This window comes from Streptomyces caeruleatus, from assembly GCF_001514235.1.
Taxonomy (GTDB): domain Bacteria; phylum Actinomycetota; class Actinomycetes; order Streptomycetales; family Streptomycetaceae; genus Streptomyces; species Streptomyces caeruleatus.
In genome coordinates, this window is sequence record NZ_KQ948938.1 from 175,230 (window position 1) to 197,140 (window position 21,911).

29 protein-coding genes are annotated in these 21,911 nt (G+C 69.0%); 14 read left to right on the forward strand and 15 right to left on the reverse strand.

Annotated features, from left to right (window positions below; genetic code table 11):
* The first annotated feature begins 467 nt into the window (after positions 1 to 467).
* The gene (locus AQJ67_RS35915) at positions 468 to 2,663 is read left to right on the forward strand and encodes a sensor histidine kinase (RefSeq protein ID WP_244190697.1); all 2,196 of its coding nucleotides are present in this window, start codon (positions 468 to 470) and stop codon (positions 2,661 to 2,663) included.
* The gene (locus AQJ67_RS35920; RefSeq protein WP_062723656.1) at positions 2,660 to 3,898 is read left to right on the forward strand and encodes a DNA-binding transcriptional response regulator; all 1,239 of its coding nucleotides are present in this window, start codon (positions 2,660 to 2,662) and stop codon (positions 3,896 to 3,898) included. The genes AQJ67_RS35915 and AQJ67_RS35920 overlap by 4 nt, the downstream gene beginning before the upstream one ends.
* A 383-nt stretch (positions 3,899 to 4,281) precedes the next feature.
* On the opposite strand, the gene AQJ67_RS35925 is transcribed toward AQJ67_RS35920, so the two are convergent.
* Together AQJ67_RS35925 and AQJ67_RS35930 are read right to left on the reverse strand one after the other, a co-directional pair.
* Positions 4,282 to 5,595 carry a tyrosine-type recombinase/integrase gene (locus AQJ67_RS35925; RefSeq protein WP_208615099.1) on the reverse strand — a complete coding sequence of 438 codons (1,314 nt, stop codon included), beginning with the start codon at positions 5,593 to 5,595 and terminating at the stop codon, positions 4,282 to 4,284.
* A complete protein-coding gene (locus tag AQJ67_RS35930) occupies positions 5,592 to 6,149 on the reverse strand; it encodes a hypothetical protein (protein ID WP_062723657.1) in 558 nt (185 codons plus the stop codon). Before AQJ67_RS35930 ends, AQJ67_RS35925 begins: the two co-directional genes overlap by 4 nt.
* 227 nt (positions 6,150 to 6,376) lie before the next feature.
* Between AQJ67_RS35930 and AQJ67_RS35935 the strand changes: the two genes are divergently transcribed.
* The 10 genes from AQJ67_RS35935 (at position 6,377) to AQJ67_RS35975 (ending at position 11,945) form a co-directional block, all read left to right on the forward strand.
* The gene (locus tag AQJ67_RS35935; RefSeq protein WP_062723658.1) at positions 6,377 to 6,616 is read left to right on the forward strand and encodes a helix-turn-helix domain-containing protein; all 240 of its coding nucleotides are present in this window, start codon (positions 6,377 to 6,379) and stop codon (positions 6,614 to 6,616) included.
* Positions 6,617 to 6,666: 50 nt separating this feature from the next.
* Positions 6,667 to 7,095 carry a hypothetical protein gene (locus AQJ67_RS35940; RefSeq protein WP_062723659.1) on the forward strand — a complete coding sequence of 143 codons (429 nt, stop codon included), beginning with the start codon at positions 6,667 to 6,669 and terminating at the stop codon, positions 7,093 to 7,095.
* Between the two features lie 80 nt (positions 7,096 to 7,175).
* On the forward strand, positions 7,176 to 7,637 hold the full coding sequence (locus AQJ67_RS35945; protein WP_208615100.1) for a hypothetical protein: 462 nt from the start codon (positions 7,176 to 7,178) through the stop codon (positions 7,635 to 7,637).
* A complete protein-coding gene (locus tag AQJ67_RS35950) occupies positions 7,634 to 8,743 on the forward strand; it encodes an AAA family ATPase (RefSeq protein WP_244190698.1) in 1,110 nt (369 codons plus the stop codon). The genes AQJ67_RS35945 and AQJ67_RS35950 overlap by 4 nt, the downstream gene beginning before the upstream one ends.
* A 218-nt stretch (positions 8,744 to 8,961) precedes the next feature.
* On the forward strand, positions 8,962 to 9,153 hold the full coding sequence (locus AQJ67_RS46055; RefSeq protein ID WP_079056380.1) for a hypothetical protein: 192 nt from the start codon (positions 8,962 to 8,964) through the stop codon (positions 9,151 to 9,153).
* Positions 9,154 to 9,233: 80 nt separating this feature from the next.
* On the forward strand, positions 9,234 to 9,581 hold the full coding sequence (locus tag AQJ67_RS35955; RefSeq protein ID WP_062723661.1) for a hypothetical protein: 348 nt from the start codon (positions 9,234 to 9,236) through the stop codon (positions 9,579 to 9,581).
* Positions 9,565 to 10,005 (forward strand): hypothetical protein, encoded by a 441-nt coding sequence (locus AQJ67_RS35960; protein WP_062723662.1) that lies wholly within the window; start codon positions 9,565 to 9,567, stop codon positions 10,003 to 10,005. The genes AQJ67_RS35955 and AQJ67_RS35960 overlap by 17 nt, the downstream gene beginning before the upstream one ends.
* Complete coding sequence (locus AQJ67_RS35965; RefSeq protein ID WP_062723663.1) at positions 9,963 to 10,628, forward strand: hypothetical protein; 666 nt, start codon at positions 9,963 to 9,965, stop codon at positions 10,626 to 10,628. The genes AQJ67_RS35960 and AQJ67_RS35965 overlap by 43 nt, the downstream gene beginning before the upstream one ends.
* A gap of 2 nt (positions 10,629 to 10,630) precedes the next feature.
* Positions 10,631 to 11,317: a hypothetical protein gene (locus tag AQJ67_RS35970; RefSeq protein ID WP_062723664.1), complete on the forward strand. Its 687-nt coding sequence runs from the start codon at positions 10,631 to 10,633 to the stop codon at positions 11,315 to 11,317.
* Between the two features lie 64 nt (positions 11,318 to 11,381).
* Positions 11,382 to 11,945, forward strand: a complete 564-nt coding sequence (locus tag AQJ67_RS35975; protein WP_159058897.1) for a hypothetical protein — start codon at positions 11,382 to 11,384, stop codon at positions 11,943 to 11,945.
* Positions 11,946 to 12,012: 67 nt separating this feature from the next.
* On the opposite strand, the gene cyaB is transcribed toward AQJ67_RS35975, so the two are convergent.
* Positions 12,013 to 12,570 carry a class IV adenylate cyclase gene (cyaB, locus tag AQJ67_RS35980; RefSeq protein WP_062723666.1) on the reverse strand — a complete coding sequence of 186 codons (558 nt, stop codon included), beginning with the start codon at positions 12,568 to 12,570 and terminating at the stop codon, positions 12,013 to 12,015.
* Between the two features lie 17 nt (positions 12,571 to 12,587).
* Positions 12,588 to 13,439: a helix-turn-helix domain-containing protein gene (locus AQJ67_RS35985; protein ID WP_062723667.1), complete on the reverse strand. Its 852-nt coding sequence runs from the start codon at positions 13,437 to 13,439 to the stop codon at positions 12,588 to 12,590.
* Between the two features lie 163 nt (positions 13,440 to 13,602).
* Between AQJ67_RS35985 and AQJ67_RS35990 the strand changes: the two genes are divergently transcribed.
* Both AQJ67_RS35990 and AQJ67_RS35995 read left to right on the forward strand, forming a co-directional pair.
* Positions 13,603 to 13,806 carry a hypothetical protein gene (locus AQJ67_RS35990; RefSeq protein ID WP_062723668.1) on the forward strand — a complete coding sequence of 68 codons (204 nt, stop codon included), beginning with the start codon at positions 13,603 to 13,605 and terminating at the stop codon, positions 13,804 to 13,806.
* A gap of 240 nt (positions 13,807 to 14,046) precedes the next feature.
* Positions 14,047 to 14,433, forward strand: coding sequence for a hypothetical protein (locus AQJ67_RS35995; RefSeq protein ID WP_079056382.1), 387 nt, complete (start codon positions 14,047 to 14,049; stop codon positions 14,431 to 14,433).
* A 285-nt stretch (positions 14,434 to 14,718) separates the two neighbouring features.
* Here the strand turns inward: AQJ67_RS35995 and AQJ67_RS36000 are convergent, their stop codons facing one another.
* The 11 genes from AQJ67_RS36000 to AQJ67_RS46070 form a co-directional block, all read right to left on the reverse strand.
* Positions 14,719 to 15,051 (reverse strand): hypothetical protein, encoded by a 333-nt coding sequence (locus tag AQJ67_RS36000; protein ID WP_062723670.1) that lies wholly within the window; start codon positions 15,049 to 15,051, stop codon positions 14,719 to 14,721.
* Entirely contained in the window at positions 15,051 to 15,563 is a 513-nt protein-coding gene (locus AQJ67_RS36005) for a hypothetical protein (protein ID WP_062723671.1), read from the reverse strand. The genes AQJ67_RS36000 and AQJ67_RS36005 overlap by 1 nt, the downstream gene beginning before the upstream one ends.
* Before the next feature lie 154 nt (positions 15,564 to 15,717).
* Positions 15,718 to 16,059 carry a helix-turn-helix domain-containing protein gene (locus AQJ67_RS36010; protein WP_062723672.1) on the reverse strand — a complete coding sequence of 114 codons (342 nt, stop codon included), beginning with the start codon at positions 16,057 to 16,059 and terminating at the stop codon, positions 15,718 to 15,720.
* Positions 16,059 to 16,244: a hypothetical protein gene (locus AQJ67_RS46065; protein ID WP_079056383.1), complete on the reverse strand. Its 186-nt coding sequence runs from the start codon at positions 16,242 to 16,244 to the stop codon at positions 16,059 to 16,061. The genes AQJ67_RS36010 and AQJ67_RS46065 overlap by 1 nt, the downstream gene beginning before the upstream one ends.
* The gene (locus tag AQJ67_RS36015; protein ID WP_062723673.1) at positions 16,241 to 16,435 is read right to left on the reverse strand and encodes a hypothetical protein; all 195 of its coding nucleotides are present in this window, start codon (positions 16,433 to 16,435) and stop codon (positions 16,241 to 16,243) included. The genes AQJ67_RS46065 and AQJ67_RS36015 overlap by 4 nt, the downstream gene beginning before the upstream one ends.
* Positions 16,435 to 16,815 (reverse strand): DUF6907 domain-containing protein, encoded by a 381-nt coding sequence (locus tag AQJ67_RS36020; protein WP_062723674.1) that lies wholly within the window; start codon positions 16,813 to 16,815, stop codon positions 16,435 to 16,437. The genes AQJ67_RS36015 and AQJ67_RS36020 overlap by 1 nt, the downstream gene beginning before the upstream one ends.
* A gap of 666 nt (positions 16,816 to 17,481) precedes the next feature.
* Positions 17,482 to 17,865 (reverse strand): hypothetical protein, encoded by a 384-nt coding sequence (locus AQJ67_RS36025; protein ID WP_062723675.1) that lies wholly within the window; start codon positions 17,863 to 17,865, stop codon positions 17,482 to 17,484.
* 242 nt (positions 17,866 to 18,107) lie between these two features.
* On the reverse strand, positions 18,108 to 18,638 hold the full coding sequence (locus tag AQJ67_RS36030; protein ID WP_062723676.1) for a hypothetical protein: 531 nt from the start codon (positions 18,636 to 18,638) through the stop codon (positions 18,108 to 18,110).
* 18 nt (positions 18,639 to 18,656) lie between these two features.
* On the reverse strand, positions 18,657 to 19,946 hold the full coding sequence (locus AQJ67_RS36035) for a NucA/NucB deoxyribonuclease domain-containing protein (protein WP_062723677.1): 1,290 nt from the start codon (positions 19,944 to 19,946) through the stop codon (positions 18,657 to 18,659).
* Between the two features lie 64 nt (positions 19,947 to 20,010).
* Entirely contained in the window at positions 20,011 to 21,195 is a 1,185-nt protein-coding gene (locus AQJ67_RS36040) for a hypothetical protein (RefSeq protein WP_244190699.1), read from the reverse strand.
* 406 nt (positions 21,196 to 21,601) lie between these two features.
* Positions 21,602 to 21,910 carry a hypothetical protein gene (locus tag AQJ67_RS46070; RefSeq protein ID WP_079056384.1) on the reverse strand — a complete coding sequence of 103 codons (309 nt, stop codon included), beginning with the start codon at positions 21,908 to 21,910 and terminating at the stop codon, positions 21,602 to 21,604.
* Position 21,911 lies beyond the last annotated feature (1 nt).

The following is a 21,911-nucleotide window of genomic DNA, read 5'->3' on the forward strand; positions in this document are numbered from 1 at the left end:
CTGCGGAGGCAAGGCTCCCGGCCGGTTTCCGCCGCCGTAAAGCGTCGTTGGTCCTGCGGGTGACCTGCCCAGTGAACACCGCTGTTCACTCAGCGTGCCCCATTGGCCACTTTTAGCAGTGCTCTCCTCTTGATCCACCCCATGTTAGAGGACGCGTCTCGGTCATTCCTCGCGATCGCCCGGTTCTGAAGGCGGCAGGTCCATGAACGCCATCTGCTCAACGAGCCCCCGAACCAGAAGGCACGTTCGATCACGAGGCTGCGCCTCTGTCATGAGGCTGCAACTGCCTCAAACCGCCGCCCCGTTGCGCGTACTGCCCAAATCTCCTGAGCACCGCTTCTAGTGCCCTCTCCGCCGTTAAGATCGCAGCTGGTACCCCTCGGGCTGGGGTGCGGGCACGAAGCGACCAGAGGGGGAGCGTGGACTCCGAGAACACGCAGGCGTTCCTACGTCCCCGTGCGCGCCTGATGAGCACACTCGGCGAAGAACTGATCAGTAACGAGCGGGTGGCGCTCACCGAGCTGGTCAAGAACGCCTACGACGCTGATGCCAGCCTGGTTGTGATCAGGTTCACCGGACCGTTGGAAGAGGGCTACGGTTCGATCGAGGTCTGGGACGACGGGCATGGCATGTCCCCCGAGACCGTCCGGGACGCCTGGATGGAAATCGCCACACCGTTCCGGCACCGCGCCCCGCGCAGCGAGCGGTTCGGGCGGCGTGTGCTTGGCGCGAAGGGGATCGGGCGTTTCTCTGCGGCCCGCCTCGGCGCCGTGACCGCGATCACGAGCCGCAGGGCCGGCGGCCCCGAAGTGAACATCCGGCTCGACTGGAGCGACTTCGCCGCCGAGAATGCCTACCTCGACCAAGTGCCGGTCCAGTGGAACGTGGGCGCTCCCGAGGTGTTCGCCGACAACGGTCCAGCGCGACGGCTCTTCGACGAGGTGACAGCTGCTTTCCGCACCAGCGAGAGCCAGGCCGCCTGGATGGGCTCCCACGGCACCCTCGTCCGGCTCGAAGGGCTTAGGCAGGACTGGGAGACCGAGTCGGTGGAGAGCCTGAAGCGGTCCCTGTCCCGGCTACTCCCGCCTGCCCCTCCTGCGGAACTGGACGTACACGACCAGCCGGAGTTCGCGATCTACCTCTCCTTCCCGACTGGGCCGTTGGACCATCACACCGGTTTCGTCGGTGCCAGTGAGGCTCTGGCGCACCCGCACTACCGCCTCATAGGGACCATCGACGGCAACGGTCTGGCCGACCTGACCATGACCAACCTGACGTCCGGGCAGTCGGAGACCCTGAATCAGTACCTCTTCCCACCACATGGGAAGGCGCCCAAGTGCGGCCCCCTGAAGCTCGACCTCCGTACCTGGGACCTCGACTCGGCGTCCCTCAAGGAGATGCTCAACATCGATCTCGGGGCCCGCAACATCACCGAGGTCCGTAAGCTGATCAAGGACAACAGCGGTGTCACCCTCTACCGGGACGGCTTCCGTGTGCAGCCTTTCGGCGAGGCCGACTTCGACTGGCTGCGCTTCGACCTCCGCCGCGTGAACAACCCCACCATGCGGTTCTCCAACAACCAGGTCGCGGGTTTCGTCTACATATCGGCGGACGGTAACCCCGGGCTTCGGGACCGGTCGCACCGGGAAGGGCTCATCGACTCCCCGGAATACGAGGACCTGAAGGGTGTCCTGACCCAGGCCGTGAGCCGACTCGAGACCTGGCGTTACGGGCTGCGCCGTCCGAAGGGCCGTGAGCCGGGTCCGATCACGGTGGACGGGCCCTCCGGTGCTGGAAGCGACCGCCACGGCCTGTTCCAGAACTTCACCCTCTCGTCGGTCCGGGATGTCGTCAACTCGAAGTACCCGGACGACACCGAGTTGAGCCGCGCACTGGAGGAGGCCCAGGAAACGATCGACGAGAGCGTCGAGAAGGTCCAGGAGATCCTCTCGCAGTTCTCACGCCTCGCGACTCTGGGAGCGCTGGTCGACGTTGTACTGCACGACGGTCGAACAGCGCTGACCAGGATCGCTTACGTCCTCCGTCGGCTGAACAAGCTGGCGGGCCGTAAGCGCGACGAGGACGAACAGCTCGCCTCCGCCCTCACGAAGATGCACGTCGACCTCACTGCGCAGGAACAGGCTCTGGACCGGCTCTTCGCCCGCGTCGAGCCGCTGAGCGGCCGGCGCCGAGGTCGCCCCCGCGCTCTGTCCCTCCAGGCCGCGATCGACGAGGCCGTCGCGGTCCACGAGGGCACGCTGGAGAAGCACGGCATCACCATCACCGTCAGCGGCGAGGACGTGACGGTGACGGCCGACCCCGGTGACATCTCCCAGGTGGTCCACAACCTCGTAGGGAACTCGATCTACTGGCTCTCCACCCTGCCCGAGGGGATGGAGCGCACCATCCTCATCGAGACGAGGCGGACGCCCGAGGACGAGGTCGACATCGACGTGAGCGACAGCGGCCCCGGAGTACGTGAGGAGATCCAAGAGATGATCTTCGATACGTACTTCAGCGACAAGGAGGACGGCATCGGGCTGGGCCTCAGCATCGCCGGCAGCGTCGTGAAGGACTTCTACGACGGCGACCTGTCCCTGGTGACACCGGGACCCCTCGCCGGAGCCACGTTCAGGGCAAGACTACGAAGGAGAGTTGGGTGACGGACGGGGGCGCGGTGTACCGGGTCTTGATCGTCGAGGACGAGGTGGACATCGCGGAGGAACTGTCCGAGATGCTCGGGGAGGAGCTGTCGGACCTCGGAACGCTCGACATCCAGGTCGAGAACGATTTTGACGAAGCTGAACGCCTTCTGGAAACCCAGGCGTTCGATCTTGTCGTGCTGGACGTCAGGGACGCGACACGTGGTGCCTCCCCCGCGCACCCGAACCTGCAGGGCCGTGAACTGTACGACCGGATAGCCAAGACCCGCTGGGTGCCGGTCGTGTTCTGCACCGGCCTCGCGGAGCAGGTGAGCGACCTGGCCCAGCCGCCCCTCATCCAGGTGGTCCCCAAGAACCGGCTGGACGACGCCGTCACCGCGATCCGGGATGGCCTTGAATCCGGTGTCCCGGTCCTCACCCGGCACATCACCGCTCTCGTGGACGAGCACGTGCGCGGATTCCTGAGGGACGAGATCGCCCCGAACTGGGACCGGCTCGCGGCTGCCGACCGTAGTCAGATCGCCCCTGCCCTCGTGCACCGCCTCGCAGCCTGGCTGAAGGAGAACGCGGTCGAGGCCCTCGGAGCAGCGCTCGGTTCCTCCGAGGACCGCGTGATGGGACACGCGTCGACCGCCCGGATGTACTTGATGCCACCGGTCACGAAGCACGTGACCGCGGCAGACCTTCTGCAGGACCCCCAGGGCGGCTGGTGGGTTGTGCTTACGCCTGCGTGCGACCTCTACGAGGACGTGCCCGGCGTCGGCAAGCGTGTGGCCAAGGCCGAGTACGTGCGTCTCGCCAAGGCGGTTCCGCTGAGCGAAGCGCCCTTGATCATGCGTTGGATCGAGGCCGGATCTCCCGTCAAGGGGAGCCAGGAGCGGAACGCGGCTCTGGAGATGTTCCGCGACAACAACGCCCGTTACCGGATTCTGCCCAAGTACCTCGACATCCCGGACCTTCTGGTCGACTTCGAGATCGTGCAGTCTGTTCTCTTGGAAGACGTCCGCCTGTGGACCCGCGTCGCCACGCTGGACAGCCCGTTCGCCGAGGCCATGCTGACATCGCACGGGCACACCGTGGCCAGGATCGGCACTCCGCTCGTCGACTTCGAGAACATCAAGCAGTCCCTAGGACTGGACGGAAAGGGGAAGGCCGCGGACCAGAACCCGGTACCGAACCCTCGTACCACGACGATGGACGCCAAGCACGAGGCGGACAACGTCACGAGCAAATGAAGCGAGGGCGCCGAGCCCCTGCTCGTATTGTCCGATGGTGACAACCCTGCTGCAGGTAGGGAGTTGGGGTCGCTGTCCGGGAGTGGAGTGTCACCGGCGGCGACCAGGGGAGCGCAAGGGGAGCGCGGACGCCTTTGGACGGTGCAACACGGGGTACGAACAGCGGGACCGCGACACGTGCTCTGATCTGGGAAAACGGGATCTGGTACGACCACGGATCACAACCCGGCACGATCCCTATCGGTCTCGTAATGCGTAGGTCTCGGGTTCGAATCCCGAAGGCGGCTCCACCTGTGACCAGCGGTTTCCTTCGGGGAGCCGCTGTTCTGCTTTCGGCCTAGTTGCAGCGCCAGTTGCCATTGCCACAATCGCCGATACAAAGTTCAGCCCCACAGCGCGTCCCCCATCCGCTTCGCCGCATCGTTCGCGAGGACCGAGGCGACGTGCGTGTAGCGGGTCATCATCCGCATGGAGCTGTGACCGAGGATCTCCATCACGACCCGGGGGCTCACCCCGGCCTCGATCAGCAGCGTGCCCGCGGTGTGCCGGTTGTCGTGCACCCGCGCGTCCCGGAGGCCGGCCGCTTCGAGGATGGCCTTGAACTCTTCCCAGTCCATCCGCGGATCGATCGGCTTCCCGTTCGGCTGGCAGAACACGAGGTCGTGTTCCTCCCACAGCTCCCCGGCCGCCAGGCGCTCGCGCAGCTGCTCCGCGCGGTGCGCCTTCAGCAGCGGGACCAGCGGTGGCGGGATGGGCGCCAGGCGCTTGTTCTTGCCCTTCGGCTCCCGGAACACGAGGCCGCCGCCCGTACGCTCCGGGCACGCCTTCGCGTGGTCCGTGCAGTCCTTCGGGCATGGCTTCGGGCACCCGCGCTTGTACTCCTTGTGGACGGTGCAGTTCTTCCGGCACGCCTTCCGGTGGTGCTTCGCCCCGCAGGCGTGCGCGTCCTCGCAGCCGTGCTGCCACGTCAGCCGCTGCAACTGCCACCAGATCTTCGCGACCCCGTTGTCCAGGTCGATGTACTTCCAGCGCAGCCCGAGCGCCTCACCCTGCCGTAGGCCCAGCGCGAGGGCGACTGACCAGCGGGCGCCGTTGCGGCGGTCGGCTGCCTCGGCAAGCAGGGCGCGGGCCTCCTCCTGGGTGAACGGCTCGATCTCCTCCTCGGCGGCCTGCGGCGGCTCGACGAGGGTGGCGACGTTCCGCGTCACAATCTCCCGTTGCATGGCCACCTTCAGCGCGCGGGCGATGATGCGGTGCGTCTTCAGCACGGTGCCGGACGCGAGGCCCTGCTTGATCATGCTGAGGTACAGGGCATCGAGGTGCTCGGCGCCGAGCTTGTCGACGCGGTGCTTCCCAATCCCGGGGAACAGGTACAGGCGGCACTTCGAGCGGTAGTCGTCCAGCGTCCGAGGGCTCATGGTCCCGTCGGCCACCTTCCGCGCGCAGGCCGTGTCCATCCATGTGGTCAGCCACTGCTCGATGGTCGGCGGGCGGCCGGCCTTCTTCGTCTTGCCCGCGTCGCGCTCGCGCTCCAGCTGGCGCACCTTCGCGCGTACGACGGCCTCGTCCGAGCCCATGCGGTGGCGTCGGTCGGGGGCGCCGTTGGCCTTGACGCCGACGGTTACCCAGCCGTGCCACTTCCCGTCCGACTCGGAGAAGTAGACCGAGGACTCCCCGTTACCGCGCCGGCCGCTCATCCCGCCCGCCCTGGACGTCCCGGAGGCAGGAAGCCGCGCTGTCGGGCGTTGGAGATCCACCGGCGCACTGTGGCCACGGGGGCGCCTGTCTGCTCGGCGATGACCGTTGCTGGTGCGGAGTGCTTGGCCGCGACGAGCCACCGGTACGTTCCGGCGAGGTCGCTCAGGAACTCATCGGTGATACGTCCGTCTGGCTTGGCCAACGGCGGCGGCTCCGCGCCCGGGTCGGCCGTCTCCGTGCCGAGCAGGAACATCGCCTTGGGCATCGGGTGTACCTCAGGGTCGTCCGCTGCACGCACTTCGTCGGGCGTTCCGAAGTGCCGTTCCAGCTGCACAACGCTGACGGGCTCCACGTCGGCCGGCTCCAGCAGAGTGTCCCTGTACCAGTTGCGGCCCGTCCCGGGGAGGACGCTCGGGTCGTTGGCGACGTCCTCCACACCCTTGAACGGCACGTCACGCCACACGTGGGTGCTGATCGGTGACTCGCTGTCCATGACCACCGTGTGGACGTTCAGCCGCTGGTGAGCGCCGCCCCCGGAGTAACGAAGGTGCATGTAGACCGTCGTGTCATCAACGGGGTGAGTGGCTCGCACCCACCCGCCGGGGGCGCACCAAACGCGCCAGGCAGTCGCATCCGTCATGGCGCTCAGCATGGCAGTGAGCAACTGAATGCGCAACCTGCGTGAACAACCTGGACACCCTTGCATGACCTGCTGCGACCCTGTACCTTCGAGTGAGCAACCTGGTTGATTGGTCAGCCAGCCGTTTCACTGGAGATCGCATGTCTCGGATCCTCTATCCGACCAACGAGGCCGCGGAGCTGCTCGGCGTTGGGCTCTCCACGGCCAAAGCCCTGATCAAGAGTGGCGAGCTGCGGAGCGTGAAGATCGGCCACTCCCGCCGGGTGCCGGCCGATGCCCTGCACGAGTACGTCCAGCGGCTCGACGCCGAACAGAACGGCGAAGCGGCCGGGGGTCCAGCCCCGGCCGCCTCTGTCGAGAACGTCCCGTCCATCGCCTGAACGCACTGACGGCCGGGGGGTCCAGCCCCCGGCCGCCGATTGGAGTCCTCATGGCCCAGATTAAGGCCACCCACCGACAGGCCGCCAGTAGCCCCGCTATCGCCGCCGCGCTCGCGCCGACCGGCCACCCGCACCCGCTTCTCGCCGAGCAGGCCCGCGAGCACCCCGAGCCCGTCACCTCCATGGAGCGAGCCGAGACCGCCATCCGCGCCGCCCTGCGCGACCAGCTCGCCGGAACGACCACCAACTTCCACGGCGCCAGCGACCAGCTTGCCGAGGTGCTCATCGACGAGCAGGCCCGGCACCTTGCCCGCCCCGAGGTCGGAGGCTTCCCCCTCGAGGAGTGCCGCGGGTACGAAGCGTTCAGCCTCGCCGCCAGCGCGATGAGCCGAGCCCTGGCCCTGTCGCACGACCCGAAGCGCACGTACCAGACGCTGTGCATCCTGCTCGCCGAGCTGGCCGAAGAGGTCGGCGAGTGACCGGCCACGCAGACTCGGGCCGTCCCCGTCTGGCGCTTGCCGGGCGGGGGCGGCCCCTGCGCGCAGTCCCGCACAACGCGATGGCAGGCGACATCACCGCCCTCCGCGCCGAGACCCAGATCGCAGCCCTGCACGTCGACTCCTGGCCGCCCTACGGCTCGCCCGCCTGGCTCCAGCTGGACCCTCGCGACCGCCGCACGTACGCCGCGACCTTGGAGGCCGCCGAGCTGTGGCGCCGCGTTGAGGACGAACGGGCACGCCTGGACGACCTCATGGACAACGACCCGGAGGCCTGGTGGCGGGAGATCACCGACGAGGCCCGCCGCGAGACTTCCCGCATCGTTCGCGCTCGCGGCGCCGCCCAGATCGCGGCAGACATCCGAGCCAAGAAGGCCCGAGCAGAGAACCGACCGCCTCGCGAGGTCACCGCAACCACCGGTTGGCCTCCGGTCGCCATCCCGGGACGCCCCGGCTGGTACCGGCACCTCGTGAACGGACAGCAGGTCGACCTGCCCACGAATCAGGTTCAGGGGAACGAGTGACCACGTACGACGACGCAGTCCTGCCGCCGGCCGCAGTCCGCGCGGCGGGGCTGCTCGGCGCTCCGGACGACACGATCGACTGGAGTGACCTTGAGCAGCGCGGCGCGGCCCCGCAGGACGCGCCCGCTGCCGCAGCCTTGCCCGCCTTCAAGACGGGCGGGGCGTTCTTCCAGGACGTGCCGGAGACCCCACCAGCCGTATGGGGGCACGGCAGCGAAGTCCTGTGGGCGGAGGGCGAGGCCCTGCTCATCGCGGCACCCCAGGGTGTGGGCAAGACGACTCTCGCGCACCAGCTCATCCGCGCCCGCCTCGGCCTCCAAGACGGCGTCCTCGGGTTCCCTGTCGTCCCCGGCCGCCGTGTGCTGCTGCTCGCCATGGACCGGCCGTCCCAGACTCGCCGAGCAGGTCACCGGATCTTCGCGGGCGACGATCCCGCGTACCTCAATGACCGCCTGGTGGTGTGGGAGGGGCCGCCGCCGTTCGACCTCGCCCAGCGCACAGACATCCTCGCTGCGATGTGCGAGCGCGCGGGCGCCGACACCGTCGTCCTCGACTCCCTCAAGGACGCCGCGGTCGGCCTCTCCGACGACGGCGTGGGATCCGGGTACAACCGGGCCCGACAGAAGGCCCTCGCCGCTGGCGTCCAGGTGCTGGAGCTGCACCACCTCGTCAAGCGCGGCCCCAACGGCACCGCCCCGAACACCATGGCCGACATCTACGGCTCCGTCTGGATCACCTCCGGCACTGGCTCCATCGCCCTGCTCTGGGGCGAGGCCGGAGACCCCGTGGTGACCTTCCGCCACCTGAAGCAGCCCATGGACGAGGTCGGCCCCTTCCAACTCGTCCACGACCACCAGGCCGGAACCACCCACGTGCGTCATTCCGCCGACCTGCTGGAGATGGCACGGCTCGGCGGCGTCCACGGCCTCACCGCGGTCTCAGCCGCCGAAGCCATCTTTGAGACCAAGAAGGTCACACCTGCGCTGAAGATGAAGGCCCGCCGGCGCCTCGACAAACTCGTCAGCTCGGGCCAGCTCACGCGAGTTGATCCGGATTCACCCGGTAACCCGACGCGCTACTTCCTTGCTCAGGCAGCCACGCCATGACCGGCGCGAGGGTGCACGCAGGGGTGTACGGCCCCCGCACGCCGTACACCCACACGCATCCCGCACGGTGCCGCACGGCCCGAGCGAACCCCCAGGTCACAGCCGCACGCATGGGTGTACGCACCCGCACGCGCCCTAGGTGCACGTTCCCCACCCCCTCTACAGAGGGGGGAACGTGCGCCCCGCTCACCTCAGACGTCACATCGATGGGAACCCCCATGGAATCCACCTCCGCTGTCGAGCAGGCCGTACAAGCCCGCATCACCGCCGCCCGCATCCGCGTCCAGGCCGCCGCCAAGAGGCGTGAAGACCTCGCCCAAGCACGACGTAGAGGCCTCGCCAGACGCCACGCCCAGAAGCTGCGGAACCAGGCCGCCAGACGCCAGGAACAGCCCCCAGACACCCCATGAGCGACCCGCGCTCATCCGGTTCCGGCCGCGCCGCGTGACGCGCGCGCGTGGAGACACCATCACCCCAGCTCAGGAGCACCATGCGACTCCAGCCCGCACAACTCCAGTGGAACGACCGCGTCATGGCCGAGGCCCGTAAGCACCGGTACACCGTGTTCGTTCCGCAGCGCGAGAATCAGCGCGGTGACGACCCCTCGCTGATCCTGGTCCGCGGCCCTCGCGTGATCATGCTGTGGCTGCGTATGGGCCGCCGTAAGCCAGTCCCGCAGGTCGACCGGCACCGAGAGGCCGGCCGCGAGGCGCACGCGTTCTGGCCTGCTGACTGGCCGCTGTTCGTGCGCGTCCTGGTGATGGCGCCCGCGCCCGTGGGGCGCCTCGCTGACCGTGTGCAGGCGCAGGACGGCGCCGACGGTGACGACGCAGCCTGAGCCGTCCCAGGACGCGCACGAGGACGGCGTACGCGTCCCGGGCATCGTCGCCTACCCCTTGTGGCTGGCCCTGCGCGAGCACGCCCGTCAGACCCGCGCCAGTGGCTACGACATCCGCCCCGAAGTCATGGCCGCCCTCAACGACTTGCGGACGGCCGCTCTCGCACACATGTCCACTTCCGGGCACGGCAACCGGACATTGCCCCACGATCGCGCCAGTGACCGCCTGGTCACCACTGGGGAGCTCGCCGGCCGCCTCGGGGTGACCGGGCGCCACGTCCTCCGGCTGGCCGCCGCTGAGGGCATCACGCGCGTGGCGTGGGGCCGGTGGTCAGCCGAGGACGCCGACTACCTCGTCCGCACCCACAGGGAGGCGACCACATGCCCGCCACCACCACAGAGCCAGCCGACCCGCTCGCGATGACCGACGCCGAGGTCGCCGCGATCGTCCCCGACGCCCGCCAGGCCGCCGCCGACGCCAAGCGCGACCTGGCCGACGCCGAGGCAGACCCGAGCAGCGTCACCCCCGCCCGCCTCACCGAGCTGCGCGCCGCCGCCGAGCACGCCGAGCTGCTCGTGCCCGCCGCCGAGCGCCGCTACGCCGAGGTACAGACGGCACGCCGTGAGGCCAATAAGGCCGCTCGCCTTGCCCGCGTCCGCGCTGAGGGGCCCGTGGACCTCGACCACACCGCCGAGCTCCTGGGCCACCTCAACGCCCTCGACACCGCACTCCGAGCGTTCTGCGAGGCCGCGCACGCCCACAACGAGCGCGTCACCTACTGGGCGACCGAGGCCGGCATCGCCGCCGGAAGCCGTGACGCGGTGGCCATCGGCGCCAAGACCTGGCGTCACCTCGAAGGCGGACGCCTCGTCGCGTCCCTGGTGCACCGGGCCATGCGCCAGTACCCGCGCGAGTTCCTCCTCGATGGCGCCCGCCCGATCACGCACGACGGCGACCCGTACGGCCCCAAGCGCATGGGCGAGCGGACGGTGAGCGCCCCTGAGACGCCTCTCGACCTGCACGACCTGATCCGGAAGGACGCCTGACAATGCCCATCCCCGCACCGATGACGCATCCCAACGAGGACGCCGACCACCTCGCCGCCCGCGCCTCCAAGGAGACGTTCGTCGCGAAGGCCGGCCCCATCCGCAGCAACCCCGATGCGTCCGCCCGCTTCAAGGCACAGCAGGTCAGCAACCTGTACGACACCCACCTTCGCGAGATCGCCGAGGCGTACGAGCGGCTCACCGAACGGCGCCGCGAGCGCCTCACCCACCTCGAAGGTCTCGTGCCAGTCGGCCCCGGCATCCCCGAGGGCACGTCCCCCGCGGACAAGGCCACGCTGATGCAGGCCTTCCGCACCGCATGGAACCAGGCCCAGGAGACCGACACCGCGGGCCGGGCCCGCCTGCTCGCCGAGGCCGAGCGGTTCGACGACGACGCGATACGCCGCGCCGTCCTCACCTTCGCCGTCGACCACTCCGAGGAACCGATCCTTCGCGGCTGGACCGAGCAGCACGTCGACCAGGAGGGCTACCTCGACGAGGTCCGCCAGCTGCGCGAGGCCATCGCCGGGCGCGGCCCCTACCGCGGCTTCGAGCGGCAGGACTTCACGCCGCTGCCGAAGCCGCAGGAGGCGTACGACTGGCCGCTCATCAAGGACGACCCGAACGCACAGCCCGGCGACCGCGGTGTGCAGGTGCGGCCCGGCGTCATCGAGTTCCGCAGGGGCTGACCCATGGCACTGACGATCGGTGAGCCGGTCGGCGTGGGCTGTAGGCGGGGCTACGCTGCCGAACATGCCCGAATGGTTCAACTCTGTGTGGCCAGTGGTGACTTTCGTCCTCGGCCTCGTAGCGGCGTTCGGCCGTGACCTGCTTTCGCAGACCCGGCAGGACCGCCGAGAGCAAGTAGCCCGGCAGCATGAGCGCGAGAAGGCGGTTCGCGACCGCCGCGAGGCGTTCGAGTTGGAACACCTTGTGGAGGTCAATGGACTGCTCCGCGCGGCCGTCGACGCGTTCCATGACGCCTCATCGGCCCTGCGGTCCTACAAGGAAGCGCAGCAGGCAGAGGCGCTCACGCCCGAACTAAGACAGCAGTTCAACGGGGCAGTCGAGGCGTTCGAGGCCGCCCACGCGGCCGTGTTGTCGCAGACCGGTTTCATCCTGTCGGACGAGATCCGAGCGAAGGCTGTGGAGGCGGCCTCAGAGCTCAACGAGGCCTACGAGCATGAACTGTTCGCCGAGGAGGCGTCGTTTCAGTCCACGCCGCGTGAGGCCCGGGAGGCGGCGTACGAGGCACTGGCGGCCCGCGTCCGCGAGATCTACGCCGACCGAGAGCAGCACCGGGAGTTGGAGGACTGAGGCTGGAGGCACTAGACCTGACCGGGCGCCCGGGACCTCCCTCGAGGACCGGGCGCCGCCGCGTTCGTCAGATTCGTCGCTGGGCCGCCACCGCGCCCGTGTAGGTCTCCCGCGTCAGGTCCTCCGGGCCGATCCCCAACTCGGCGAGCACCGCGCGGATATCGTCCAGGGCCGCGGGCACCTCGCCCTCGTCGACGAGGGTCTCGACTTCCAGGAACGTGCCATCGATCTCGGGCACCCTCACGAGGGTGGCGAGCATCTGCCGGCCGCGCGCCTCCAAGTCGTAGTTCCGGCACCGCTTCTCGAACGCGATCACCTCGACATGACCCAGGCCCCGAAGGATGGCGTGCGCCTGGTCCGCGTCCTCGACACGGGTTTCGTGCTCGGGCTTCGACCCGGACTCGGCGTCGACCGCGGCGCCCTTGTACGTGAGCACGGTGCGTGTGCCGTCCGCGCCGTGGACCGTTCGTACCCGCAGTTCCTCTCCGGCCTTCTCCAGCGAGCCGTCCGGCCGGTCGTAGTACGTGTCCCGGTACACCTCGACACGAGCCTCGGCACGCTCGTCCAGCTGCCGCATGACCGCCTCGGGCGCGTGCACGCGCGCCTTCAACTCCGCCTCGATCACGTGCGGTTCCTTCCTCGTCAGACCGTGCGCTCAGCGCCGTCGATGACCGCCTCGAACATCCGCCTGAACCCCCGGTACAGCGGGCCGTGCGGCGTCTCCATCACCTTGTACATCGCCGACTCGTGCCCTTCCCACCCTGCATCGAACGCGCCCACGAACATCGTTCCGTCCGTGCGAATGACTCGCCAGGTCGGGAGCATCTGGTACCGCCACACGCCGACGTCGCCCGCGTCCGCCAGTTCCCGCAACCGCGCCTCGGCGAGCCGTACGCCGCCAGCAAGAGACTCGGCAGACTCCCCGATTTCGGCCGCACGACGGGCCAGGGCCTCGCTGTCGGGGTCCAGAAGGGCGACCCGGACGCGGAGGCCCTTGCCGCCCTGATCGCGCGGCAGACAGGCGCGCAGCAAGGAATCATTGAGCCCAATCAGCCCGAGGCCTCGCACGGCCAGGACGTCCAACTCCGTGGCCTCGCGGGCCTGCTGCTGGATCTCCACAGCCGCGGAGTTCTGCGCGGCGTACACGCGCACGACTTCGGGGAACGCTGCGAGGTCGAACGCTGCGCCGCCCGCACGCTTCTCCCTGCCTGCGGCCAGGCCCAGGAGGTGACGAGCGTCGTCGGGCATGTGGAGGCCGTCAGCGACCCGCTCGTACACGTCCAGTCGGGACACTTCCCGGCGACCGCTCATGATCTCGGAGACGCGGGCCTGCGTCATACCGGTTGCTGTCGCGATACGGGCCTGGCTCGCGCCGGCGTACTGCTGTGCGTGGCGGAACACGGCGCCTATATCGCGGGCTCTCAGGGCCTGTCGTACCTCGGCGCGCTCCCATGCCCAGTCGGGCAGTTCGATCGGCTCCAGCGCGGTTCCCATGGTGCGGCCCCCGGTATCGCGTGCGGGATGGAATCCCATCCCACCGTGAGATTACCGGTAGGGGATCGCCTCGACACCAGGAGTCACAAGACGCTGGCCAGGACAATCAACCCCGGCGACCGCGCGAACGGCCCCGGGGCATGGCCGACTGGATGGAGTCGACATGTCGGAGAATACGCAGACCGCCCCGCTCGCCAACACCCCCACTGGATATGGCTGGTGTGCGTGGCATCAGGGCAACGCGCGGGGCGTGCGCCTGGTCGCCGTCGCCGAGCAGGGCTCAGGGCCGGGGACTGCCGGCCGCCACTTCGCGTGCCGGCCGTGCCGCGAGGCCTACGACCTCGTGCCGCTCGCGGACCGGCCGTGACGTGGCGACCCGAGCCGCCGCCCGTCGACGACCTGACCCGCGCGCAGTACTCCGGTTGGTCCTGCTGCTGGTGCCGCGCCGCTCTGGACAAGGGCGCCCGGTCGGCGGGCCGTGCCGAGGGATTCAGCGGCGTCCACGACTTGAGTGTCGAGGTCTACGAGTGCGGCCCGCACTGCCCGAAGCGGCCACAGCGCCGCAGGCCTGCCACACACATCCAGACACGGGGAGACACAGGTGAGCATGCCCACCAAGACCGATGAACCCGACGCCCCGACGCTCGGCGAGCAGCTGCTCGCGTCGGCCACGTACAACCGTGGCCGTGCGGCCACCCAGGCCCTAGTGGAGGAGGAGACGATCCTCGCCCTCGACAACGTGCGCCGCCTCCTCGTCGTGGAAGGTGAGGACGGCCCGGTGTGTCACTGGGAAGGGCTGATGGGCCGTCTGTACGGCCTCGGCCTGGACGACGTCCAGCGGGCGTTCCTCGGCCTCGTCTTGGGCATGGTGGGCATCGGCCTGCACACGCTGTTCTCGGTGGGGGAGCTTGACGAGCGCCGTCTCCTCATCCTGATGCGGGCCATGCCGACCCTGGCGGGCAACGACCGAGTCGCGGTCGGGACCCGCCTCTGACCCCCGCTCCCGGCCGCGACGCCGACCGCGCCGGTAGCGGGATGTACGGCGGCCGTCTCCTCCCCCGTCGGGGGCGGCCGCTCGATCGCCCGCCTCGTCGGAGGACCGGAAACCTCCGGCGGGGCGGGCTCACGATCGCCCGGCGCGTTCCTGTGTCCGCGCTGGGCAAACGGACGGCCCCCGAGACGCGTACCTCTGTCCGCGCTCGTGGGCCGTTCTCATGGGGCAGGAAGCGGCCCGGGGAAACTCTCCCCAGAGACCCCAGGGCCGCCGATCACGTGGGAGCTACTGCTCCTCTACGGGCTTCGGATACAAGATCGTCAACCCCTCCCCCGGCCCCTCTTGGATCCGGTCGATTTCATCGCTATGAGCTGCGTAAACATCCCCCGAGAGGGGCGGTGGGGGAGGGGCCGACGAATCGGACATACGGCGCGCCGACCGGTACAGGGCTACGAACCCGCCGACGACCACCAGGAGGACACCGACCGCCTCGTCAATGGCGAACGCGACCGCCACCAGGACCCCGCCGAGCACGGCCAGGACGAACGCCCCAGCGAGCGGCGAGCGCCCCTCATCGGTCTCGTCTGGTTCCTCGGCCCGCTGCCTCTTGCGGCCCATCAGAACGCCCCGTACACGCGGTCGCCGAGCAGGTTCGCAGCCTGCGCGAGCGGGACCGCGGCGAACCCAGCCACACCCGCGCTGGTGCCCAGGGTGATCCCGCACCAGGCGCCCCGCTTCAGCGTGCCTGCGCCGTCCTCGCCGGCCTTCTTCACCGCCGCGATGAATGCGGCCGTGAGGATCAGGACGAGGCAGGCCCCGGGGCCCGTCAGGGGCACGAAGGTCTCGCGTGCGGCGAGCTGGCCGGAAGCCTCGCCGACACCCCACACGAGGGCTGCGTCGCCGAGCCAGTTGGACAGGCCCAGGATGGCGCTGGACGCGGTCCCGATGAGCCCGGCGACCCCGAGGGTGGCGAGGCAGCCGTAAGCCCAGGAGGCGAGCCAGGGCAGCAGCTTCGCCGCGTGCTTCACCGGATCCTTCATCAGCGTTTTGCGGCCGGGCCACCAGGTGATGACCTGGTGGATGAGCAGGCACAGTCCGACGGTCACGCCGCCGTACGTCACGTAGTTCATGGGGTCCTTCAGCGGAGGACGACCGCGCCGAACGCGGCCAGGGTCAAGATCAGGGCGCACGTGCCAGAGATGGCGGGCACGGCGCGGGGGGCGACCCAGCAGAGACCTGCCAGGCCGCCCACAGCCGCGACAGCGAAGAACGCGGCCAGCACGGCTACGTCCGGACGGGCGGGCGTTCGCGGATGCTGTCGGCGGTCGCGTGGATCGCGGCGCGCGCTGCGGCCACACGTTGAGCCACCGTGTCCGGGCCGCTGCACACCTCGCGGAGGACCGTGAGCGACTCACGAAGTGGCTCATCGAGCCGCAACACGAGGTCCTCACCATCTGCCACATCCGGCCCTGCTGCGGCGGGTGCCGGCGGGGGCGGGTTGAGCAGGTCTCTGCGCACGGTTTCCCGGGATACGCCCAGCTCAGCGGCGATCTGCGCGGGATCCATGCGGCGCTCGGTGAGGTGCGCGACGACGATCCTGCGGACCTCGCGGGACATCGCAGCCATCACGCACCACCCCTCTTGGCGATGGCGTGCGCGAACAGCCGCATGCCGTTCCGGTCGCGGACGGCGTACGCCACCAGGAGCGCGGCGAACAGCACCGGCACCGGGGCGGGTTCGGCAGGCCTCCGGGCGGCTCGCGCGAGGGCGGCGCGCTCGGTCGGGCGCGGGATGTGGCTACGGCCGCTCACCGTCCACCCCCGAAGCGCTTCCGGTCCTGCTGCTCCCACTGCTCCGCCTTGCGGGCCGCCCTGGCGATGGACTTCCGGTGGCCCTCACGGCGCTTGCGCGCGGCACGGTCGGAGGCCGACTCACGGCCGCTGTAGGAGGTCTCGGCAAGCTGGCGGTCGTTGCCACCGACGAGCCAGGAGAGAAGCCCCATCACTGCTCACCCCCGGCGAGGATGCGGGCGAGCTGGTCGGCGAGGTCGCGCAACCGGTCGGCGTACCCGTCCAAGGCCGCCGCCAGTTCGTACACGCTGGCGGGGTCCAGCGTCCGGCCGATGGGGCCGACGGAGATTCCGGGCGTGGGGGTGTCCAGTTCCGGCACGTTGTTGGTGGTGAACGGGGACTGGACGAGGCTGGCGTCCATGACGGTCCGGCCTCGGAAGGTGAGTTCGACATCGGGGCCGCAGTGGAGGATCTCCACGCGGGCCGTGTCGGGCCGGTGGTCAGCATGGCCGGCGCACCACGAGGGTTCGGCGAGGACGACGTCCCCGTGATCGAGCGTGGGCAGCGTGATGCTGCGGATAGGGTCCTGCATGGGTCTGACTCCTTGATCGGAAGGTGTCGGATCAAGGCGCCGTTCGGAGGGTCCAAGCTCCGGGCGGCGCCGCTCTGTCTGCGCGCAGCAGATGAGCGGAGTCGGGGGCCCACGGGCAGTTGCAGTACTAGTTGCGGTTCGCCTGGGGTCACAGACGGTCGTAGAGGGTTGATAGCCGCTCTGACCAGCAATTACGACCGCGCGCGACCTGTGGTGACCATTCCTCAGGGAAACTCGTAATGCGTAGGTCTCGGGTTCGAATCCCGAAGGCGGCTCCATGGTGAACCTCAGGTTAGGCCTCTGACCTGGGGTTTCCTTTTTCGGGTGACCTTGGAATCCGGGCTAATCGGGCACCTGTGGTCTACGCATCGCAATGCGTAGGTCTGGGATCGAGTGGCGGTGAGCGTTTCGGTTCACAGGGCTGTGACCTGGCTGTTTGTTCTGAGCTGCCGGTCAGCTCGGGTCTGTCGGGTTCGGTGTGGTGGCCATGTGGTGGCCAAGCGTGCAGCGATTGTGCACATGGGTCCCGATCTGCCGTGAGGTGACAGGCGTGCTTGGGGCCGCAGGGTTGTGCCAACCGGACAATCCCACGATCAACGCGCTCCACCTGGAGCACGATCGACAACTCGCTCGTAGAGCGACTCCTACACCTGTGACAGTTGGCGCTCAACAGGTCGTGCACAGCGCGGACCGGACAGGGCCGCAGACGCTGACGGGGAACGCGGCGACGACCGTCTCGGTGCCGCGCTGGGTGCAGGTATTCCACGAGGTGCTGCTCTGCCCCTGTGGGCAGGCGACCTGAGGCTTGTCGAAGTCGACGGCGATGACGTCGGGGTGGCCGCCGCGGGCCAGGGCCTGTGGGGAGGTGTCGGCCGGCAGTGGGGTGACCAGCGCGATGCCGTAGGTGCTCTTCGCCTCCACCAGGAGCGCGGCCGAGAGGTGGCCGGAATCGAGGTAATGCTCGCTGGGCGGCAACTCGCGCTGGTCAAAGGCCTGGTGGAGGGTGGCGGTCTTGGCCGCGTCGGGGACGGCCGCATGGGTGGTGGCCACGTTCGTGATCAGATTCGGTGGCGGGTGTGGGTGCCCGGCACGGCGGTTCGTTCACCGGGGGTGGTGCACGGCTCGGTGACATGGCTGCGGGGGCACCTTCGGGTGACGGGGACGACCCACGCACCGTCGAAGCGCCCCGTCACGAGCATCAGGAGTGGAGGCTGCCTGCAGCGGCCGACCCATCAGCCGGAGGGCTTCGGTGCCGCAGACCTCCGGCGAGGCCGCTGTCGGCAGGCACCCTCTTACAGGTCTTCGTCATCGACGATGGGTTCGGGGTCGCGGGTGTAGGCGAGGTCGAGGACGTAGCGTTCGGTGACGGGGCAGTTCTTCCACGCCTGGGTGAGGTGGTCTTCGAAGGTGTCGTCCGTGGGGTGGCCGAGGCTGCTCTCGTAGTAGTCGGCGGTCGCCTGGCGGCCTTCCCACCAGGCGTGGCCTTCGTAGACGCCGGGGCGGGGCAGGGTCGTTTCTCCCGCGGGGCCGTACTCGAGTTGGTTGACGACGAGGATGCCGGTCTCGGACTCGATACTCACGGGGACATGGCCTTCCGCATCGGCGGGCGGGCCCGGCGGCGTGTCCCAGACACGGATGGCTACCTCGACGTCGATGTCGGGTTGCAGGCTGCGGATGTACAGGTGGTAGCCGTTGCCGGCCACCACCTGCCTGCGGGCAGCGGCCATGGCCTCGTCGTTGCTCAGGTCGGCGTCGGCGTCGTACACCTCCACGACGCGGCGGGCCGGTGTGGCCTTGCACCTGTATTCGGCCAGGAGCGCCATGATGCCGCTGCCCTTCTGCTAGTTGGTGATCTTCATGTAGAAGGCGTCGCCGTCCAGGATCCGGTTGAGGGTGTACATCTGGTCGAGCCTGCGGCCGCCGGTCTCATTGTCGTCGCCGTCGATCAGCCGGACGGAGAACCGGTTGTCACCCTTGGTGGAACCTTCCTTCGTGGAGGCGAAGGGGTACTCGTCGCACTGAAGGTCGGTGCCCGTGTAGTCCCCCCATACCTTCCCGCATTCCTTGATCGAGCGGGTGCGGTTGTTCTTCTGCTTCTCCTTGTCGACCAGCCGGTGCAGCGGTTCCTTCGCTCCCGGGACGCTCTTGCCGGGCCAGGAGGGGAAGGTGCGCTCGGGGCGGTTCAGGGCGTCGTAGATGTGCAGGGCGCTTTCGTTGACCGCCGGGTCCTTCTGGCTCATCACGAGTTCCACACGGGCCTGGGTGAAGACCGTGCCCTTGAACTTGCCCGCGATCTTTCCGGCGTAGTCGTAGCGGACGCTGGAGTTGTAGACGTTGCTTCCTCCGGTGAAGGGGGCGGCGTTGGGGGAGCTGGCGCTCAGGTCCATGGCGACGGTCGAGAAGACGCGCTGCTGGTTGCCCTGGTCGAACAGGGCGCCCTTGTCCGGGGAGGTGTAGGTGAGGTTCCAGTGGGGCTGGGTGTCCCACACACCGAGCAGTTCGTCACGGTTCACGGTCTGTGGCGCGGTCACCTGCGGGTCAGCATCGCTGCTGGATGCGTTGACGCTGTGGTGGAAGTGCTGGCCGATCCGCCACTTCGTGGCGTCCTCGGTGGGTATGGGCTGGACCCATATGTTCTCGATGCTCGCGACATAGTCGACGCGCCGGCTGCCGTCGTAGGCGAAGCCGAGGACCCATTGGTCGAACTTGAGGCGGCCGAGCGTGGTGGTGCCCCTGACGTCCCGCAGGACGAGGTCGAAGGGGCGCTTCTGGCAGCTTTCGAAGCGGGACTTGAGCCAGCCGGTGGCGGTCTTGGCCGCCGCCGCGTGGTTGGCGCACTGCTGGCGCAGATCCTGTTGGTCGCCGGGAGCCGGGTCGGCCGCCGCCCGCCGCGTCACGGACTTCGATCCGTGGGACCGGGCGTATTCGGCGTACGGGATGGGCTGGTCGAGGCCGCGCAGTTCGTCAGCGGGGAGGGAGGCGGCGTCGACGAACGCTGTGCCCGCGGGGGCCGGGTCGTTCGTGGCCGGGGCTGCGTGGGTGGCGGTTGTGGTGGCCGCGGTGAGTAGGGTCAGCGCCGCCGTGGTGGCGGTGGCGCGGGCGAGACGTATGAGTGCGGTGCGTATGTTCACCCGTGGACTCCTTGCGGGCGTGCGGAAGCGGCGGGGCAACTGCGGCATGTCGTGATGACGGTGGTCACGAGGCATCGCAGAGGTCGCCCCAGCACGCCTCCAGCAGCGCGCCGGTGTATGCGGAGTAGCGGGCGGTGAACCCCTCGAAGCGCCGGTCGGCGCGCTGCAGACCGGGGGTGGACCTGGTGGAAGTCACCGTCCAGGCGGCGTCGCCGCTGCCATCAGCCGCGTTTGCGCGAGTCTTCAGCGCAGCGGGTGAAGCGGGCGGCTCGACGGCGACGGCGTCGCCCGGGACGTCGAAGGCGGCTGCGGCCCGGGCCCGGACGTCGGCGGCCGAGACGTCCGCGCCGGCTGCGGCGTCCTCCGATGCCCCGCCCGACGGCAGAGCGGCGGCGTTGCAGATCCGCAGGGTGACAACGCACTCCGACAGGCCGGGCACGGTGGTCAGGCAGCTGTCGGGGTCATTCTCCAGGCAGGCTTGCAGAGCCTGCTGGTCCACGCCGTTGAACGTGGCGGGCAGACCGGCCGCGGCAGCATCCCGGGGGTGCGCCGGGGCAGCGGGCGCGGCAGCCGGGGAGGTCACGGCGGCGGTCTGTCGGCGCGGCTTGCTCACCGTCCACTGGGTGAACTTGCTGTTGTCGGTCAGCTTGGTGGTGAAGCAGCTCGGCGGTTTGTGGGTCGTGCTGCACACGGGGAGCGTGACGGACTTGGCCACATTGGCTGTCGCCACCTGCTGCCACGCCTTGTTCCCGGTCATGAACTGCATGCGGTTCGCGATCGAGGGGACGTTGATGTACTTCGGCCCGGTCACCTCAAGGCCCACGTCGATGCGGTTGGTGTTGCCGCCCAGCACCTTGAGCTGCTTGGTGGTGGAGCCGACCTTGTTGAAGTCGTAGAGCACGTCCCACTGGTTGCCGCTGCCCTGGCGGACGGTCATGTAGGTGTGGTTGCGCTTGTCCGGCTTGGTCGGGTTGACCCCGGCCTTGATGGCTGTCGTACGACCGCCGCTGGTGGTCAGCTCCGACCAGCGCGGCCCGTAGGTGTGGGTGGTCTTCCCCGTCTTCTCCGCGTACAGGCCGATCTCGATGTTGGGAGCCAGCGGACTGCTCGACGTGTTCGGGCTGACGCGCAGGTAGTTGGCCGCCTGCACGGTCGCCGACCCGGTGTCGACCTGATCGAAAGCGATCGGTATGTTGCGCCAGGTGGCGAAGCCACCGATCATCGGCTCGCCTGGCTGGCTGCACGTCATCGCCCAGAAGGTGATGCGGGCGTTGTAGAGGCCGGCGCAGGCTTCCTTTGGCGCGGCGGCACTCGCCGACGGGGCGGTGCCGAGAACGGTGAGTGCGGTGACCCCGGCGCATGCCGAGGCCAAAAATCTCGCGCGCGAACGCGACAAGGTTCCCCCTAGGAACGATCAAGAATGGTCACAGGGGAACCTACAGTCACACCTTTTCCAACCTGTCCGTTCATAAGATGAGTTGACTCAATCATGATGCGTGATACGCGTCACGCTGCCACAGCAAACGCGCAGGACCCCGGACGGTTTCCGGTCTCCACGTCCTCTTTCGTCAGTGACCCCTCCTCAGATCCCGAAGCGGTTTGACTGCTCCGGCTCCTGCCCTGCTACTGAGAGCGGGTGGGGAGCAGCCGTCCCGTCACCCTGGCGATCGCGTCGGCAATGGCCAGCGCCCGGCGACGACCGACTCGGCGATCACCTGCTGCAACTCGGGGACGACGATGCCGTAGAGGTCGGCGCGCACGCCGAGCGCGGCTCGGCCGGCGGCGGGCCGGTGCGCACCCGACACGTAGGCCGCCTTGAAGCGGACCATTTCGTCGGTGCCGTACTTCAGACAGCCCGAACCCGGGACGTTCGGCAGGTCCGGCCGGCGCCCATATGACTCAGTCGCCGAGTCGACCCTCCGATGCCCGAGGCGGGCGCCGCAACGACGCCCTTCGAGAGTCACA

Coding starts and splice junctions, on each gene's coding strand:
- AQJ67_RS35940 (WP_062723659.1), top strand. CDS start 6,667: ATGGCCCAGATTAAGGCCACCCACCGACAGGCCGCCAGTAGCCCCGCT.
- AQJ67_RS35915 (WP_244190697.1), top strand. CDS start 468: ATGAGCACACTCGGCGAAGAACTGATCAGTAACGAGCGGGTGGCGCTC.
- AQJ67_RS36010 (WP_062723672.1), bottom strand. CDS start 16,059: ATGGCTGCGATGTCCCGCGAGGTCCGCAGGATCGTCGTCGCGCACCTC.
- AQJ67_RS35955 (WP_062723661.1), top strand. CDS start 9,234: ATGCGACTCCAGCCCGCACAACTCCAGTGGAACGACCGCGTCATGGCC.
- AQJ67_RS36040 (WP_244190699.1), bottom strand. CDS start 21,195: ATGACGTGCAGCCAGCCAGGCGAGCCGATGATCGGTGGCTTCGCCACC.
- AQJ67_RS35990 (WP_062723668.1), top strand. CDS start 13,603: ATGTCGGAGAATACGCAGACCGCCCCGCTCGCCAACACCCCCACTGGA.
- AQJ67_RS35975 (WP_159058897.1), top strand. CDS start 11,382: ATGCCCGAATGGTTCAACTCTGTGTGGCCAGTGGTGACTTTCGTCCTC.
- AQJ67_RS35945 (WP_208615100.1), top strand. CDS start 7,176: ATGGCAGGCGACATCACCGCCCTCCGCGCCGAGACCCAGATCGCAGCC.
- AQJ67_RS35985 (WP_062723667.1), bottom strand. CDS start 13,439: ATGGGAACCGCGCTGGAGCCGATCGAACTGCCCGACTGGGCATGGGAG.
- AQJ67_RS36000 (WP_062723670.1), bottom strand. CDS start 15,051: ATGGGCCGCAAGAGGCAGCGGGCCGAGGAACCAGACGAGACCGATGAG.
- AQJ67_RS36005 (WP_062723671.1), bottom strand. CDS start 15,563: ATGAACTACGTGACGTACGGCGGCGTGACCGTCGGACTGTGCCTGCTC.
- AQJ67_RS35995 (WP_079056382.1), top strand. CDS start 14,047: ATGCCCACCAAGACCGATGAACCCGACGCCCCGACGCTCGGCGAGCAG.
- AQJ67_RS36015 (WP_062723673.1), bottom strand. CDS start 16,435: ATGGGGCTTCTCTCCTGGCTCGTCGGTGGCAACGACCGCCAGCTTGCC.
- AQJ67_RS35970 (WP_062723664.1), top strand. CDS start 10,631: ATGCCCATCCCCGCACCGATGACGCATCCCAACGAGGACGCCGACCAC.
- AQJ67_RS35930 (WP_062723657.1), bottom strand. CDS start 6,149: ATGCACCTTCGTTACTCCGGGGGCGGCGCTCACCAGCGGCTGAACGTC.
- AQJ67_RS35925 (WP_208615099.1), bottom strand. CDS start 5,595: ATGAGCGGCCGGCGCGGTAACGGGGAGTCCTCGGTCTACTTCTCCGAG.
- AQJ67_RS35965 (WP_062723663.1), top strand. CDS start 9,963: ATGCCCGCCACCACCACAGAGCCAGCCGACCCGCTCGCGATGACCGAC.
- AQJ67_RS36030 (WP_062723676.1), bottom strand. CDS start 18,638: ATGGCGCTCCTGGCCGAATACAGGTGCAAGGCCACACCGGCCCGCCGC.
- AQJ67_RS36020 (WP_062723674.1), bottom strand. CDS start 16,815: ATGCAGGACCCTATCCGCAGCATCACGCTGCCCACGCTCGATCACGGG.
- AQJ67_RS35935 (WP_062723658.1), top strand. CDS start 6,377: ATGTCTCGGATCCTCTATCCGACCAACGAGGCCGCGGAGCTGCTCGGC.
- AQJ67_RS46055 (WP_079056380.1), top strand. CDS start 8,962: ATGGAATCCACCTCCGCTGTCGAGCAGGCCGTACAAGCCCGCATCACC.